This window comes from Rhizobium sp. P38BS-XIX (assembly GCF_012641435.1).
Classification (GTDB): domain Bacteria; phylum Pseudomonadota; class Alphaproteobacteria; order Rhizobiales; family Rhizobiaceae; genus Rhizobium.
This window is the reverse complement of sequence record NZ_JABAIJ010000017.1, coordinates 66,147-82,358: the sequence shown is the minus strand read 5'-3', so window position 1 is coordinate 82,358 and position 16,212 is coordinate 66,147. Positions and strand designations below refer to the sequence as shown.

The following is a 16,212-nucleotide window of genomic DNA, read 5'->3' as shown; positions in this document are numbered from 1 at the left end:
TGACAATCACGGGTGCCGTGGGCTGGCCCCGAGGCGCGCAAGCACCTTGTTGGGAATGCCGTAGCGCTGGATGACGTCGCGGCCGTTGCGCAGGCCGCAGATCTCGCGGTGAATGAACATTCCCCAGACGGCTTCGGCGGCGGTATCGACCAGCCGCTCGTGTTCGACACCTTCCTTGCCCTGCGCCTCACCCTCCTGCAAGGCGGCAAGCGCCACCTCGACCTTCATGCCATGATGGCCGAGCGTGCTGGCACGTTCCGACATGACCTCATATTCGAGAATGCCGAGGCCGGTTTCCCTGGTCTGCGATGGGTTGAAGTTGCGCGGCGGGCGAACTGTCATATCGGGCTCCGCATGCTCTGATGAATTGGCTCTTTCTCGTTTTACACAATTGCAGCCGATTTCCCAAGCATGAGCATGCCGCCTGCGTCATCTTGAGCCTGACTGCGCAAATCGGAAAACGTCGGGATTTTCGTGCCGCCAATCTCTTTTCGGGTGGTTGCGAGCGCTCATTTAAGGTCCAATGCGGACATAAGCGCTGCATCAAAGGTAATCTCGCCCGATGCCACGAGCGCAATTCAAAGAAAGGAAATCGGCATGACCAAAACTCCGAAAAATGCAGAGAAGCAATATGTCTATCGGATTGTGAACTCGCCTGTTGGGGCCTTGAAGCTCGTCGGCAGCGATGATGGGCTTGCCGCGATCCTCTGGGACAATGATCGCCCGGGCCGTGTGCCGTTGCTGATCGTGGCGGAAGACGACAGCCATCCCGTGCTGGTGGAAACCGAGCGGCAGCTCCGCGAATATTTCGCCGGCGAACGACAGGCTTTCGATCTGCCGCTCGATTTTGCCGGAACGGAGTTCCAGCAGAAGGTATGGCAGGCGCTGCTCGCCATTCCCTTCGGAGAGACGCGCAGCTATCGCCAGATCGCAAGCGAGATCGGCTCGGCCAAGGCGATCCGCGCCGTCGGCGCCGCCAATGGCCGCAACCCGATCTCGATCATCGCGCCCTGCCATCGAGTCGTGGGATCGGCCGGCGATCTTCGGGGATTTGCCGGTGGTCTCGAGCGCAAGGCCTATCTCCTGCGGCTCGAAGGAGCGGATACCAAGACGTTCGATTTCGCCGCCTGACGTCTCGGCGTTCATTCAGGCATATGAAAAGCCCATCCGGTTTCCCGGATGGGCTTTTTTTCGGTGCCACCTGTCGGGGTAAGCGCCTATCCTAGCCTTCGAGCCATTTCACCTGTTCTGGCGTCAGCTTGATGTCGAGCGCCGAAAGGCTGTCCTCCAGCTCTGCGATCGTGCGCGGGCCGATCAGCGGTATCACAGGGAAGGGCTGGGCGACGACATAGGCAAGCGCGATGTGGATCGGGTTGCGGCCAAGCTTCTGCGCCAGTTCGATCGCCCTGTCGCGCCGGCCGAAATTGCGCTCGGAATACCAGACGCGCACCACTTCCTCGTCGTCGCGCTTGTCGCGGCCGGCGCGGTCGGTAAAGAAGCCGCGACCCTGGCTCGACCATGCGAAGTTCGGGATCTGCTTCGCATTCAGCCAGGCCTTCCATTCGTCGTCCGAGGCGGCGATGCAGCCGGCCCAGATCGGGTCGAGCATTTCCGCCAGCGAGAAGTTGTTGGAAAGAGCAGCCGGTGCCGTCTTGCCGTTCTTCTCGGCATAGGCGATTGCCTCATCGAAGCGGGCGCGCGTCCAGTTCGAGCCGCCGAAGATGCCGCGAATGCGGCCGGCCTTCACCTCGGCATCCATCGCATCGACGAACTCGCCGACCGGAACGTCGGTGTTGTCGCGGTGCATGAAGTAGATGTCGACATAGTCGGTCTTCAGGCGGTTGAGGGACTGGTCGAGTTGCTTGGCGATCATGTCGGGGTAGCAAAGCGGCGAATGGGCGCCCTTGCCGATCAGCACGATCTCTTCGCGCGGCACGCTCCGGCTGGTGTGCCAGTCGCCAAAAATGCTTTCCGTCTTGCCGCCGCCATAGACATAGGCCGTGTCGAAGGCATTGCCGCCTGCTTCATAGAAGGCGTCGAGCGTCAGCGATGCTGCGGCGAAATTCGGGAAGAATTCGAAGCCGAGCGTAACGAGCGATGCCGGCTTGGAGATGCCGGGAATGCTGCGCTTCGGAATGCTGTTGCCCTTGGTGACGGTCGCACCGGCGATGTTCTTCGTCCGCTTTGCTGCTTTCTCGACGCCATATTCGAGGCCGATTGAAGCGCGCCACTGGTCGAGAACCCGGAGATTGCCGATCGAATCCGCCCAGCCGATGCCGGGATAGGCGAATTCCTTGTGTCCGGCGCGGATGGCATCGCCAGCCGCATCGACTTCGAAGGAATAGAGCCAGCGATCTTCCTTGACTTCGATCGTCTGCGTCTCGCCGCCCTTGATGACGTCGATCTTGCCGACGCCGCCCTTGTGGCCGGAGGCGAACCAGAAATCGGCCACTTCGATACGGCCTTCGGAGCCGATGATGCGCAACGTGTTGTCCTGATTTGCCATGATCGAGCAGGACACTTCGGCGATGACGTTGTTCGGGAACTTCAGGACGGCGGACGCCCATTCGTCCACGCCCGTCTGGCCGAGATGGCCGACGCCGGAAACCTTGTCGGGATCGAGGAACGGCTTGCCGTCGGCCGCACCGGCAATCAGGCGCGCCATCGACACCGGATAGCCGCCGACATCGAGAATGCCGCCACCGGCGGTCTCATTGGCAAACAGCCGGTGCTCCGGATTGACCTTGCCCATGTTGAAGCCGAAGGAGGAGCGAATGATGCGCAGATCGCCCACGATGCAGCTTTTCACCAGCTCGATCAGCTTCGCCGTCTGCGGATGGACGCGATACATGAAGGCTTCGCCGGCGAAGACCCCCGCCTTCTTGGCTTCGTAATAGATAGCCTCGGCATCGAAAGCCGAAAGTGCGATCGGCTTTTCGACAAGGACGTGCTTGCCGGCACGGATCGCCTTGATTGCCCATTCGGCATGGCCGGTGTGCGGCGTGGCGATATAGACGGCGTCAATCTCCTTGTCGGCGAGCAGGGCGTCATAACCGTTGACGATGCGTGCGCCGGGGAAGCCATCACCGAGACCCGGCTTGTCCGGGTTTCGGCTGGCGATCGCCACCAGCTTGCCGGTGCGGGAATGGGCGACACCATCGGCAAAAGTCTGCGCGATCCTGCCGGGGCCGATAATGCCCCAGCGGATTGAGGTCTCAGTCGTCATGAAATGGTCCTTTCCTAAATCTGCATGCTGTCTTGGGAGGGATAAGGGCAGCGCCTAGCGCAATCGCTTGCCGGCGCTGTCGAACAGGAATGTCTTGGCCGCCGATAGCGCCACGGTGAGCTTGTCGCGATTGCCCGTGTTGCGGGATTCCTCGCGCTCGATGACGATCTGCTCGCCGCTTTCGATATTGGCGTAGATGTAGCTTGTATTGCCGAGATGCTCCGCAACATCGACATCGACGGTCATGTCGATGTCGCCGCGGCCGGCATCAAGAAAGTGTTCCGGGCGAACGCCGAGCGTCACCGGCTGGCCAACCTCAACCTTGTCGGAGGTAATCGGCACGATCAGGCGCACATTGCGCTGGCCCTTGAGCACGACGGCAATACGGCCAGCCTGATTGTCCGTCACCTCGGCCTGCAGGAAATTCATCTTCGGCGAGCCGACGAATCCGGCTACGAACTGGTTGGCCGGATCGTCATAGAGATCGAGCGGCGCACCCACCTGCTCGATATTGCCGCCGCGCAGGACGACGATCTTGTCCGCCAGCGTCATCGCTTCGGTCTGGTCGTGGGTGACATAGATCATCGTCGTGCCGAGCTTCTTGTGAAGGCGGGAGATTTCGACACGCATCTGCACGCGCAGCTCGGCATCGAGGTTGGAGAGCGGTTCGTCGAACAGGAAGATCTGCGGCTCGCGCACGATGGCGCGGCCGATGGCGACGCGCTGGCGCTGACCGCCCGAAAGTTGCTTCGGCCGGCGCTGCATCAGCTCCGAGATCTGCAGGATCTCGGCCGCCTGCTTGACGCGGCGATCGGTGTCGGTCTTCGGATTGCCGTTCATGCGCAGCCCGAAATTGAGGTTCTGCTCCACGGTCAGATGCGGGTAGAGCGCGTAGGACTGGAAGACCATGGCGATGCCGCGATCGGCCGGTTCGACGTCGTTGACGACGCGGCCGCCGATCTTCAGCTCGCCGCCGGAAATATCCTCCAGCCCGGCGATCATGCGCAGCAGCGTGGATTTTCCGCATCCCGACGGCCCGACGAAGACGACGAATTCGCCGTCCTTCACTTCGAGATTCGCGCCATGAATGATTTCCAGAGCACCGTAGCGTTTGACGATATTGGTAAGAGACAGTTCAGCCATACGAGGTCCCCGGAATTATTTGATTGCGCCGGCCGCGATGCCGGCGATGAAGTGGCGTTGCAGGAGAACGAAGATGATGAGGATCGGCGCCGTCAGCATCACGGCGCCAGCCATGATGCCGCCCCAGGAGACCCTGGTGAGACCGATCAGCGTTCCGAGCGCCACCGGCGCGGTCATCATCCCCGGCCGGGAATTGATGAGCAGCGGCCAGAGGTAGTTGTTCCAGGAGGCGAGGAACAGGATGATGGCCAGCGCCGCCATTGTCGGCCGTGCGAGCGGCAGGGCGATGCGCAGGAAGATCTGCCATTCCTTGACGCCCTCGACGCGGGCGGCGTCGAACAGCTCGCCCGGCATCATCGAGAAGGCCTGCCGCATGAACAGCACACCGAGCGAGTTGAAGAGCGGCGGCACGATCAGCGCGACCCATGTGTTTGCGAGGCCGAAATCGCGCGCCACCATGATGAATTGCGGGATGATCACCACCGAGTAGGGCAGCGTTATGGTGCCGAGGATGATTCCGATGACGCCCGAACGGCCAGTGAACTGGTAGCGCGCCAGCGCCCATCCGGCCATCGAGGTCAGCAGTACCGACAGGAAGGTGTAGACAATGGCAACGACGATGGAGATCGTCATGGCGCCGATGAAGTTGGTGTCTGCCTGCAGGTTGCGGACGTTGTCCATGAAAGCTGTCGACGGCGTCAGGATGATGCCCGGGCTGAAAATGCCGTAATCGGGCATGGTCGAGAAGACGAACATCATCCAGAGCGGAAACAGCCAGATGATGGCGAGCGGTGCCAGCAGGCCATGCAGGGCGATCGAGCGGATGAGCGTGGATTTGGACTTCGATTTCATTTCGGTTCGCGCCCCACCCAAAGATTGAAAAGAGAGATGACCACGGCCAGCGCCGCCATCGTGTAGGCGATCGCCGAGGCATAGCCGAAGTTGGTGGACTGGAAGGCTTGCCGGTAAAGCAGCAGGCCGAGCGTCTCCGTGCCGCCGCCGGGACCGCCCTTGTTGGTGATGAGATACGGTTCGGTGAAGAGCTGCATGGTGCCGATGACGGACAGGACGACGCAGAACAGAATGATCGGCTTCAACAGCGGCAGGGTGATGTGAATGAACTGCTTGAAGCGGCTGACGCGATCAAGCGTGGCAGCCTCGTAAACATCCTCAGGGATCGATTGCAGTCCGGATAGGATGATGATGGCATTATAGCCTGCCCAGCGCCATGTGACGGCGATGATGATGAGCACCATCGCGGCATGCGATTCGGCGAACCACGACACCGGCGAAACGCCAATAGTGCCGAGCAGCTTGTTGATGATGCCGAAATCGACGTTGAACATCAGGCGGAAGACCGCGGCATAGGCCACTTCGCCAACGACGACGGGCGCGAAGAAAGCGAAGCGGAAAATGCCGCGCGCCCTGAGTAGCGGTGAATTCAGCAGCACCGCCATGACCGTGGCGAGCGTGATCATCACGGGAACCTGGACAATCAGGATGATCAGCGTGTTTTTAAGCGCGTTGTAGAAGGCCGGGTCGCCGAACAGGCGCCCCCAATTGAGTGACAGGTTGAAAACCCAGGGATTGACGCGGGTGTTCTGGAACGAGATCAGGAACGAATCGATGATCGGCCAGACCCAGAACGCCGCAAATACCAAAAGATAGGGTGCAAGGAACGCATAAGCGCTCCGGGTTCGCAACCGCATGAAAGCCTCCTCCCTTATGCGCGATGACATGATAGGTGACATCGCATCCGCATCGCCCCGCAGGCGATGGGGATGCCGGGCGCGGCTTGGGATGCGCGCCCGGCGGTGTCACTCATTTCGCGAGCGGCAAACCCGTCGCCGAGGCGATTTGCTGGGCTGCATCGTCGAGCGCAGCCTTGCCGTCCGGATAGCCGCCGGCAAGATATTTTGTCTGCACGGCTTTTATGACCTCGTCGGCATCGCTGAAATACTGCGTGCCTGGGCTCGGATGGATCTTCGGCAGGGTGGCGAGGATATCGGCCCAGATCTTCTGCCCGCCCCAATAGGGCTGGGGCTGGTTGACGAAGGGATCCTGGACCGCCGTCAGCAGCGACGGCACCAGGCCGAAGGATTTCAGCATCGTCACCTGGCCCTCATTGGTGCCAAGCGTGTAGTCGAGGAACTTCCAGGCGGCTTCCTTGTTTTTCGAGCTGTTGGAGATCGCCAGCGACGAGCCGCCGAGATTGGCCGCATGCTGACCGTCGGCCGTCATGCTCGGCATCGGATAGACGCCCCACTTGCCAGCAAGATCCGGCGAGGTTGAGCGGATCGTGCCTTCGTACCAGCCGCCGTACAGTTGCGATGCGACCTTGCCGGCATTGTTCGCCTGGATTTTCTCGTTCCAGTTCGCCGCGCTCAGCAGGCCGGCATCCTTGATCTCCTTCACCTTGTCCAAGGCCTTGATGCAGGCCGGCTGGTTGACGGTGATGCTCTGGCTGTCGTCCGAGAAGTAGCCGCAGCCTTGCTCGTTGGCGAGCATGCGGAACCATTCGGTATCGCCGTTGAGATCGGCCTGCGCCATGATGACGCCCGGATTGGCGGCGGAAATCTTCTTGCCGGCGGCGATGAAGTCATCCCAAGTCTTGATCGTTGCCGGATCGACACCGGCCTTTTCGTAAATATCGCGGCGATAGAACACGGCGACCGGGCCGGAATCCCAAGGCATCGCATAGGCGGCGTCGCCGACTTCGAGTTCGGCGCGCTTGAAGTCCGGGAACTGCTTTTTCAGATCGTCATTATAGCCGAGCTTTGTCAGGTCGGTCAGGCAGTCAGGGAAGCGGTTCCAGAAGATCGATGCCTTGTGGTTTTCGATCGACATGACATCCGGCAGGCCGTCACCGCCGGCGGCGCAGGCAGCCAGCATCTTGTCGAAGACCTGCGGATTGCCGATGTCCTGCACATCGACCTTGATATCGGGATATTTCTTATTGAACCCTTCGATCGTGGATTTCAGCGCCGATGCGGCGATGTTCCAGCTCCAGACTGTAATGGTAGTCTGTTCTGCGAAAGCAGAACCGGACGCGAGCAGGACCGCAAGGGCCGTCGCTCCAGCAAGTTTCAAACGCATTGAAAATCCTCCCTTTTCAATTGCCGTTCTCACGAGAACACGCTTAAACTAGCTGCCGGTACGCTTCTGTCTCCTAAAAAAGGAACATCGACTTGGCGAAAAGTAAGGTGGGTCAACGGGCGATCTATCAACCGGGTGCAAGCAGCGTCGAAGGGCTGCCGAATATCCTGCAGATGTTCCATAACCACCCGTTGCCGATGGCAAAGCCGCATTGGCACGCGCAGGTGGAGGTCAATTACATCGTGCGCGGCAGCGTGCACTATTGGATCGGCGATCACGAGCTTACTTTGAGAGCGGGCGAGATCTGCCTTTTCTGGGGTGGCCAGCCGCATCAGCTGGATGATCTGTCCGACGATTCGATCTATGCCGGCGCGCACCTGCCCTTGGTGCATTTTTTCCGTCTTCGCCTGCCGCTCGACATCTCGGGTCGCCTCATTCGCGGGCAGACCCTGATCAGCTCCGCAACGGATGCCGCGGACGACGAGAATTTCGCGCGCTGGCATCGTTACGTGATGTCCGATGACGGGGCCAAGGCCGAGCATGCCGTCGCCGAACTGCTCCTGCGTCTGGAGCGGATTGCCTTCGAACCCTACCGCATGCTGCCGGAAAAGCAGGAGAACCTAGGCAACGAGCAGGCCCATCCGCAATCCTCGCGCAGCCTGGCGCGCATGTGCGATTTCATCGCCGATAATTTTCTGCATGACATCGATACGGTCGATATCGCCAAGGCGGCGCATCTTCATCCGAAATACGCGATGAATCTCTTCAAGAAATCCACCGGCATGACGCTGGCAAAATATGTGAGCCTGCTGCGCCTGTCGCGTGCCCAAGCCATGCTGATGCGGGACGGCGCCAATGTGCTGCAGGTGGCGATGGACAGCGGTTTCGGCTCGATCAGCGCTTTCAACAAGTCCTTCCGCCACATCGCCGGCATGACGCCATCCGATTTCCGCCGCGACATGCGGGTACTTTCCGCGATGAATGTGGAAGCGCTCAAGCCCTCGATGCAGAGATTGCCGCAGCAGTATCGCTAGGCAATTCTCCTGGTGGAAATGCGCAGCGGCTTACCGTACGGAATGTCTTGACCGGAAGTCCTTGAAAAGAGAGGGAGCGGTTCAGAGCTTCCGTGAAAGGCTGAAGCGCACTCTCTGGATTTGCGGTCCTGCTTGCTCTTGCAGTATCGAGCGATCTCGCGCATTGCTCATGCCCGGTTGAGGGAGGAGAATCTCATGCGGCAGTTTTCGGCTTGTATCGAGTGGTTGTTTGCGCGCGAGGGCGACGCTTTTGCGGATCGCATCAGACTGGCGCATCAGGCCGGCCTTGCCGCAGTCGAATTCTGGCATTGGCGGAACAAGGACATCGATGCCATTGCCGCAACCGTTGCCGAAACCGGCATAGCAGTGTCCGGCATGGTGGCGGAGCCGATGATCGCGCTGACGAATCCGGCAAACAAAGAGGCCTGGCTCGCGGGACTTCGGGAATCCCTGGCGGTTGCTCAGCGTCTCGGTGCGCCTGTTTTGATCGCGCAGGCCGGCGATGATTTGCCGGAGTTTTCACGCGTCGAGCAGCGAGCCGCTATCGCCGCCGCGCTCAGCGCCGGCGCAGATATTCTCAAGGGGTCCGGCGTCCGCCTTGGCCTTGAGCCGCTGAACACGAAGATCGACCATGTCGGCTACTATCTTTCCTCCACGGTAGAGGGTCTGGATATCGTCGACGAGGTCGGCCGCCCGGAGATCGGCATCGTCTATGATCTCTACCACTCCGCCGTCATGGGCGAAAATACGCCCGAAGTGGTTGGGAACCGGATCGACAGGATCGTGCATCTCCATGTCGCCGATCATCCCGGCCGCAACGATCCCGGCACCGGCCACATCGACCTGGCAGAGCGGCTGGACTGGCTGTTCGTGCAAGGCTATCGCGGCCGGGTAGGCATGGAATACAAACCGCTGACCACCGATGCGGACGCCGTTCGCACAGTGGTTCAATCACTCGGCGGCTAGAGCTGACCGGCAGCGATGCATAGCAGGTTGCCGCTGGATCGACTTCCTACACCGGCTCCATCATGCCGAAGACCGCCACCAGCGCGATGACGACAACGCCGATCATGATCTCGGCGATGCTTCCAAGGCGCAGCGCTTGCAGGGCACGACCGGGGCTGCGGCGAATCCAGGGCACGAAGACATAGCGATTGACGATCGCCAGCAGGGCCATCATGGCAACCAACGCTATTTTGAGCGCAAGCAGCTTTTGATAGGGCGAAGACCAGTCCGTCGGTAGGCGTTTCAGGATCAGCATCGTGTTGACGATGCCCGACACTATGACGACCGCGACCGCGGCATGCCCGGCATTCGAGAAGCGCCGCAGCGCCACCCGTGCCTCCGCCTTGCAATCCGGCCGCCCAAGAAGCTTGAGAATGGGGATTAACGGCAGCAGCGCTCCAAGCCAGCCGCCGCCTGTCAGGACATGGAGGATGTCGTTGGCCCTATGCGCCTGGCGCAGCCAGCCGTCCAGCATGGAGGCGTGGCCGGTCAGGCACAAAGCCGCAAGCCCGAGACCGGACCCTGCGGCCAGCCCGAGAAGACGCCGGCGTTCGGGAAGAAGAAAGGCACCGAGCGTCAGAACGGCGCACACGGCCTGCGCTTGCCAGGCCTGACCAATGGTTGTTTCGAGCAGGACGTCCCGAACTGTCCCAAGATCCACCGCATCGCTCCAGCCATTGCCGACGGTGGCTGCGGCCAGCGGCAGCGATACCAGCGTCGTCAGAACCGCGACGATTGCAAACAGGGAAAATGATGTTGCCGACAGGCGCCAGACGATATCGGCAAGCGTTTTGGGCACGAAAAACAACAGATAGGCGCAGGCTCCCCACAGAAGCATCAGTGATGCATCGTGGAAGAATCGGCAGAGTTCGAGCGCTGTCGTCGGGTCCATCAAGGCTTCACGATAAAGTTACAAAAGCCATGAGAGAACGTTCCCCGGGGTTGTTGCTGCCATTGTTTTCTCGGCATTCTCCCGCGGCCTGCATGGAGAGCCTCGGGAGACAAGACCGTTTCAATGCGGATGATGGAGGATTCTTCCGTCATGTTGTCAAGCGCGATAGGAGTGCGGATACGCACTGTCAACTTTCTCCATGCATAAAGGCGCCGTTGGGGACGCTTTGCCGCAAGGCAACCCGACTTCGTGGATCTCATGAGATCACGTTGGTGGCCATTGGCGCCGATTTCTGCCCTTCGGCAAAAAATCGTCGCTTTTCGGGCCTTTTTGCAGAAGTTTGTAAGGCGTTCCGGGGTGTGCGCTCGAAAGGGAGTTTCATGTCGGCAGCTAGAATTCGCGAAAAAATGGCGCAGGGCTTCGGTCATCGCCGCCGGCGCGAGCGGCTCGATAATCTCGATATGCCCATCTACGTCGTGGGTGATGTCCATGGCCGCTATGATCTCTTGAGCGCGCTTGAGCGTAAGATCGTCGCCGATGCCGCCGGCTTGCCCGGGCGCAAGCTCATTGTCATGCTGGGAGATTATATCGATCGCGGCCCAGCTTCGGCTCAGGTCATCGGCCGGCTGATGGCGCCGCCGCCGAATGGTTTCGACCGCATCTGCCTGACGGGCAATCATGAAATGGAAATGCTTGCCTATGTCGATGGCGAGATATCTTTGGACGACTGGATTGCGCTTGGCGGCGATGCGACGCTTGCCTCCTATGGCGCGAATATCCTCAAGCTGAAACAGCAATATCCCACCCAGAAGAAACTCGACACGTTCCTGCGAACCTGGCTTCCCGACGATCACATCAATTTTCTGCGCCGCCTGCCCGTGATGCTGGATACGCCGCAGGCCCTGTTCGTCCACGCCGGCATCGATCCGGATCGCCCGATAGCGGATCAGCAGGATCACGACCTCGTCTTCATCCGCTCGCATTTCTACGATAGCGCCCAGCCCCTGCCGAAGCTGATCGTGCATGGTCATACGCCGATCCAGCAGGCCGAAGTCAGCGGCCTGCGGCTGAATCTTGACACCGGCGCGTTTCGCACCGGGCGGTTGACTGCGGCCCGGCTATGGCAGGGCCGCATTCATATTACCTCGACTTGATTTGCCGGCTTAAAGATTGCCGATGCAGAGGTACTTCATTTCCAGATAGTCGTCGGCGCCGTGACGCGAGCCTTCGCGACCGAGGCCGGATTGCTTGATGCCGCCGAACGGCGCCGTCTCGGACGACATCAGGCCGGTGTTGATGCCGACCATGCCGTATTCCAACGCTTCCGCCACGCGCCAGACCTTCTTCAGGTCGCCGGCGAAGAAATAGGCGGCGAGGCCGAACTCGGTGTCGTTTGCCTGGGCGATGACGTCCTCGACCGTCTCGAAGCGGAAGAGCGGGGCAACAGGGCCGAATGTTTCCTCACGCGCGACCTTCATGCTCCGGTCGACGCCGGTCAGGATGGTCGGCGCGAAGAATGTGCCGGCACCTTCGATGCGCTTGCCGCCAAAGGCGACACGAGCCCCCTTGGAGACGGCGTCACGAACGTGGTCTTCGGCCTTGGCGACACCCTGTTCGTCGATCAGTGGCCCAACGGTCACACCCGGCTTGAAGCCGTCGCCGACGGAAAGCTCGCCAACCTTTGCGGCGAGCTTGGCGGCGAAGGCGTCATAGACGTTGGACTGGACATAGATGCGGTTGGCGCAGACGCAGGTCTGGCCGGCATTGCGGTATTTCGAAGCCATGGCGCCTTCGACGGCGGCATCGAGATCGGCATCGTCGAAAACGATGAAGGGTGCATTGCCGCCAAGCTCCAGGCTGACCTTCTTGATCTGGTCGGCACACTGGCGCATCAGGATGCGACCGACTTCGGTCGATCCGGTGAAGCTGATCTTGCGCACCTTGGCATTGCCGCAGAGTTCGCGACCGATCGCCGGGCCGTCTACACCGACGATGATGTTGAGAACGCCGGCCGGGATGCCTGCTTCTTCTGCGAGAACGGCAAGCGCAATCGCCGTCAGCGGCGTCTGTTCGGCGGGCTTCGAAACGACGGTGCAACCGACGGCAAGTGCCGGTGCGATCTTGCGGGCGATCATCGCGGCCGGGAAATTCCAGGGCGTGATCGTGCCGACGACGCCGACCGGCTGCTTGATGACGACCATGCGCTTGTCGTTGGAGGGTGCGGGAATGGTTTCGCCGTAGATGCGCTTGGCCTCTTCCGCATACCATTCGACATAGGAGGCAGCGTAAAGGATCTCACCCTTGGCTTCCGGAAGCGGCTTGCCCATTTCGGCCGTCAGGATCGCTCCGAGCTCTTCGGCGTTGGCGACCATGAGATCGAACCACTTGCGCAGGATGACGGCCCGCTCCTTGGCCGGGCGTGCCGCCCAGGCAACCTGGGCGATATAGGCGGCATCGATGGCGGCGGTGGTTTCGGCTGCGCCCATATCCGGCAGAGAAGCCAGCACTTCGCCGGTCGCGGGGTTGATGACGTCGAACGTCTTCGTTGCCCCGCCGCCCGTCCAGGCGCCGTTGATATAGCCGGCGGCACGCAGAAGGCGCGAAGAGAAGGGAACATGCTTGGTCATTGCGGTCGTAAAGGACATTCTATGCACTCCGACTGGTTTCGCCCGGTAGGCCGCGCGGGCGCGTAAAAGAATATGATGAGGATAGGGCGGTTATCGGGAGGCGCTTGCCTCCAGCAGCGATGCCTCGAGAATATCAAGCGCTTCGCTGAAGACCTCGTCCTGAATGGTGATCGGCGACAGGAAGCGGATGACGTTGCCGTGGACGCCGCAGGTCAGGAGGATCAGTCCCTTGTCGAGCGCGATCAGCCGCACCTTGTTGGCGAAATCGGCACTCGGCAGCTTCGTCGTCGCATCGTTGAACTCCACGGCATTCATGAAGCCGGGTCCGCGGATATCGACGATTTCCGGCACCCTGTCGCGCAATGATTCCAGACGCTGTTTCAGGCGCGAGCCAAGTTGATTGGCGCGATCGCAAAGGCCTTCTTCGGCAATGACGTCGAGCACCGCATGGGCTGCGGCAATCCCGAGCGGGTTGCCGCCATAGGTGCCGCCGAGACCGCCGGGGCCGGGCGCATCCATCACTTCGGCGCGGCCCGTCACGGCGGCAAGCGGGAAGCCGCCGGCAAGGCTCTTCGCCATGGTGACGAGATCTGCCGCGACGTCATGATGATCCATCGCGAACATCTTGCCGGTGCGCGCAAAGCCTGTCTGCACTTCGTCGGCAATCAAGAGAATTCCGTACTGGTCGCAGATCTCACGCAGCGCCTTCATGAAAGCGGCCGGGGCGGGATAGAAGCCGCCTTCGCCCTGCACGGGTTCGAGAATGATCGCAGCCACACGCTGCGGATCGACATCGGCGGCAAAGAGCTTCTTCAGCGTTGCCAGCGATTGCTCGACGCTTACGCCGTGCAGCGGCACCGGGAAGGGTGCATGGAAGACATCGCCCGGCATCGGGCCGAAGCCGATCTTGTAGGGCGCGACCTTGCCGGTCAGCGCCATGCCCATGAAGGTACGGCCATGGAAGCCGCCACCGAAGGCGATGATCGCGGAGCGGCCGGTTGCAGCGCGAGCGATCTTCACGGCGTTTTCGACCGCCTCAGCGCCCGTCGTCACGAAGATCGTCTTCTTGGCGAAATCGCCGGGGACGATTGCGTTCAGCCGCTCGGCCAGATGTACATAGCTCTCATAGGGCACGACCTGGTGGCAGGTATGCGTAAAGCGGTCGAGCTGCTCCTTGACGGCGGCAATAACGCGCGGATGCCGGTGGCCGGTGTTCACCACGGCGATGCCGGAGGCAAAATCGATGTAGCGATTGCCTTCCTTGTCCCAGATTTCGGCGTTTTCGGCGCGGTCGGCATAGATTTGCGTCGTCATGCCGACGCCGCGGGAAATGGCGGCGTTCTTCCGCTCGGTCAAGGTCATCGCAGTCGCTCCCAGAAAGCAGTTTCGAATTATCTTGCAGAAGTTCTGCAATTTATTTAGAAAACTCCTACATTTTTCCTGCAAGATTTCAAGCGGGATTTTGTGCGGGTGACAACAATGCGCGACGTGGTCGCCGGGAGCGCCGCAGGGCTTTTAGGGCGCGCTAAGCCGTGTCATCCATGCTAAACGGTTTAAAAAACGAAAGATCAGGGATTTTGGCACATGAGCAGCATCGAGTCCGAGCGCTACCCCGTGCGCTATAAGGTGGCGGAGGCGGCGCGGCTTGCCGGCGTATCCCCCTCCACGCTGCGCCTGTGGGAAAGTCAGGGGCTTGTCGTGCCGTTGCGCTCCGAGACAGGACATCGCCAATACAGCGCCGAGGACGTGGCGCGGCTGAAGCGCATTTCATGGTTTCGGGCCGAGCGCGGCCTCAATCCGGCAGCGATTCGCGAGGCGCTGGAAACGGAAGAGGGGGTTGCGGCCAATACGGAGAATGGCGAACAATCGGTGTCCTCGGATATCGGCCGCAGGCTTCGGTCGCTGCGCCATGCCGCCGGCAAGACGCTGGAGCAGGTTGCTGCCGACATGGGCATGACATCCTCGACGCTCTCGACCCTGGAGCGCACCTCTCAGGGCGTCAGCTTCAAGACCCTGCACGACCTCGCGGATTATTACGGCACGACGGTATCGCGCCTGTCCGGCGAAGAGCGTGAGGACGTGCCGGCGCTCATCCGCTCCGGAGAATGGCGCGCCTGGCCGGCAACGACACCGGGCGTCACCGTGCAACTGCTGGCGGAAGGCAGGACGATGATGGATTGCCATCGTTTCGTGCTGGCGCCCGGTGCCGCCAGCGAGGGGGCCTATCGTCACGAGGGGGAAGAGTTCATCCATGTGCTTGCCGGGCGCCTGGAGCTGGTGCTCGACAGCGACCAGTTCTTCGATCTTCTGCCGGGAGATTCCCTTTATTTCGAAAGCCGCCGCTATCATTCCTGGCGCAACCGGCATGACGGTGAAACCATATTGCTCTGGATCAATACCCCGCCGACTTTTTGAGGTCCGGCAGTATGGTTATCACCCCGCCTGTTCTATAGAACGGACGAAAAGCGAATTCTGAAAGACATAGTTCGGAGACTGTCATGGCTGCCACCATCCGCTATCACGAAGGCGATATTTCCGCCGAAGACGCTGCCCGCTACACCGGCGCCATAGCCATCGATACCGAAACCCTTGGCCTCATCCCGCGCCGCGACCGGCTTTGCGTCGTGCAGCTGTCGCCGGGCGATGGTTCGGCAGACATTATCCGGATCGCTGCCGGGCAAAAGCAGGCACCCAATCTGGTCACCATGCTTGCCGATCCCGCGCGCCAGAAGATCTTTCACTATGGCCGGTTCGATATCGCCGTTCTCTTTCACACGTTCGGTGTCACCACCACGCCGGTCTTCTGCACGAAGATCGCCTCGCGCCTGTGCCGCACCTATACTGACCGCCATGGCCTGAAGGACAATCTCAAGGAAATGCTCGAGGTCGATATTTCCAAGGCTCAGCAATCGTCCGATTGGGCCGCGGAAACACTGTCGCAGGCGCAACTCGAATATGCGGCCTCCGACGTTTTATATCTGCATGCGCTGCGCGAGAAGTTGACGCATCGCCTGCTGCGCGACGGCCGGATGGATTATGCGGATGATTGCTTCGCCTTCCTGCCCACCCGCGCCAAGCTCGATCTTCTCGGCTGGGAAGAGGCGGATATTTTCGCCCACAGCTGATCGCTCCGCGCAACGAGACGTTCAGACTCCATAAATAGGCCGATGCCGCATCAATGGTACCGGT

15 protein-coding genes are annotated in these 16,212 nt (G+C 60.8%); 6 read left to right on the top strand and 9 right to left on the bottom strand.

Going from position 1 to position 16,212, the window contains the following annotated elements; all coding sequences use genetic code 11:
* Nucleotides 1-6 precede the first annotated feature (6 nt).
* Nucleotides 7-342 (bottom strand): DUF6665 family protein, encoded by a 336-nt coding sequence (locus HGP17_RS31895; protein WP_168815738.1) that lies wholly within the window; start codon nucleotides 340-342, stop codon nucleotides 7-9.
* 255 nt (nucleotides 343-597) lie between these two features.
* Here HGP17_RS31895 and HGP17_RS31890 point away from each other — a divergent pair, with 255 nt between their 5' ends.
* Nucleotides 598-1,131: a methylated-DNA--[protein]-cysteine S-methyltransferase gene (locus tag HGP17_RS31890; protein ID WP_168815736.1), complete on the top strand. Its 534-nt coding sequence runs from the start codon at nucleotides 598-600 to the stop codon at nucleotides 1,129-1,131.
* A gap of 91 nt (nucleotides 1,132-1,222) precedes the next feature.
* On the opposite strand, the gene HGP17_RS31885 is transcribed toward HGP17_RS31890, so the two are convergent.
* The 5 genes from HGP17_RS31885 to HGP17_RS31865 all read right to left on the bottom strand — a co-directional run bounded on the left by HGP17_RS31885 (nucleotide 1,223) and on the right by HGP17_RS31865 (nucleotide 7,465).
* Nucleotides 1,223-3,226, bottom strand: coding sequence for an aldo/keto reductase (locus HGP17_RS31885; RefSeq protein ID WP_168815734.1), 2,004 nt, complete (start codon nucleotides 3,224-3,226; stop codon nucleotides 1,223-1,225).
* A 54-nt stretch (nucleotides 3,227-3,280) separates the two neighbouring features.
* A complete protein-coding gene (gene ugpC / locus HGP17_RS31880; RefSeq protein WP_168815732.1) occupies nucleotides 3,281-4,369 on the bottom strand; it encodes a sn-glycerol-3-phosphate ABC transporter ATP-binding protein UgpC in 1,089 nt (362 codons plus the stop codon).
* 15 nt (nucleotides 4,370-4,384) lie between these two features.
* On the bottom strand, nucleotides 4,385-5,221 hold the full coding sequence (locus HGP17_RS31875) for a carbohydrate ABC transporter permease (RefSeq protein WP_168815730.1): 837 nt from the start codon (nucleotides 5,219-5,221) through the stop codon (nucleotides 4,385-4,387).
* The gene (locus HGP17_RS31870; RefSeq protein WP_168815728.1) at nucleotides 5,218-6,078 is read right to left on the bottom strand and encodes a sugar ABC transporter permease; all 861 of its coding nucleotides are present in this window, start codon (nucleotides 6,076-6,078) and stop codon (nucleotides 5,218-5,220) included. The genes HGP17_RS31875 and HGP17_RS31870 overlap by 4 nt, the downstream gene beginning before the upstream one ends.
* Before the next feature lie 112 nt (nucleotides 6,079-6,190).
* Entirely contained in the window at nucleotides 6,191-7,465 is a 1,275-nt protein-coding gene (locus HGP17_RS31865; protein WP_168815726.1) for a sugar ABC transporter substrate-binding protein, read from the bottom strand.
* 86 nt (nucleotides 7,466-7,551) lie between these two features.
* Between HGP17_RS31865 and HGP17_RS31860 the strand changes: the two genes are divergently transcribed.
* Entirely contained in the window at nucleotides 7,552-8,499 is a 948-nt protein-coding gene (locus HGP17_RS31860; protein ID WP_168815804.1) for a helix-turn-helix domain-containing protein, read from the top strand.
* A 195-nt stretch (nucleotides 8,500-8,694) separates the two neighbouring features.
* A complete protein-coding gene (locus HGP17_RS31855; RefSeq protein WP_168815724.1) occupies nucleotides 8,695-9,465 on the top strand; it encodes a TIM barrel protein in 771 nt (256 codons plus the stop codon).
* Between the two features lie 46 nt (nucleotides 9,466-9,511).
* On the opposite strand, the gene copD is transcribed toward HGP17_RS31855, so the two are convergent.
* On the bottom strand, nucleotides 9,512-10,396 hold the full coding sequence (gene copD, locus HGP17_RS31850; RefSeq protein WP_168815722.1) for a copper homeostasis membrane protein CopD: 885 nt from the start codon (nucleotides 10,394-10,396) through the stop codon (nucleotides 9,512-9,514).
* Nucleotides 10,397-10,776: 380 nt separating this feature from the next.
* On the opposite strand from copD, the gene HGP17_RS31845 reads away from it, so the two are divergent.
* A complete protein-coding gene (locus tag HGP17_RS31845; protein WP_168815720.1) occupies nucleotides 10,777-11,550 on the top strand; it encodes a metallophosphoesterase in 774 nt (257 codons plus the stop codon).
* Nucleotides 11,551-11,559: 9 nt separating this feature from the next.
* Here the strand turns inward: HGP17_RS31845 and HGP17_RS31840 are convergent, their stop codons facing one another.
* Entirely contained in the window at nucleotides 11,560-13,041 is a 1,482-nt protein-coding gene (locus HGP17_RS31840) for an NAD-dependent succinate-semialdehyde dehydrogenase (RefSeq protein WP_168815718.1), read from the bottom strand.
* Between the two features lie 72 nt (nucleotides 13,042-13,113).
* Entirely contained in the window at nucleotides 13,114-14,385 is a 1,272-nt protein-coding gene (locus HGP17_RS31835) for a 4-aminobutyrate--2-oxoglutarate transaminase (RefSeq protein WP_168815717.1), read from the bottom strand.
* Between the two features lie 222 nt (nucleotides 14,386-14,607).
* Between HGP17_RS31835 and HGP17_RS31830 the strand changes: the two genes are divergently transcribed.
* Nucleotides 14,608-15,438: a MerR family transcriptional regulator gene (locus tag HGP17_RS31830; protein ID WP_168815715.1), complete on the top strand. Its 831-nt coding sequence runs from the start codon at nucleotides 14,608-14,610 to the stop codon at nucleotides 15,436-15,438.
* 83 nt (nucleotides 15,439-15,521) lie between these two features.
* Complete coding sequence (locus HGP17_RS31825) at nucleotides 15,522-16,148, top strand: ribonuclease D (RefSeq protein ID WP_168815713.1); 627 nt, start codon at nucleotides 15,522-15,524, stop codon at nucleotides 16,146-16,148.
* Nucleotides 16,149-16,212: the final 64 nt, after the last annotated feature.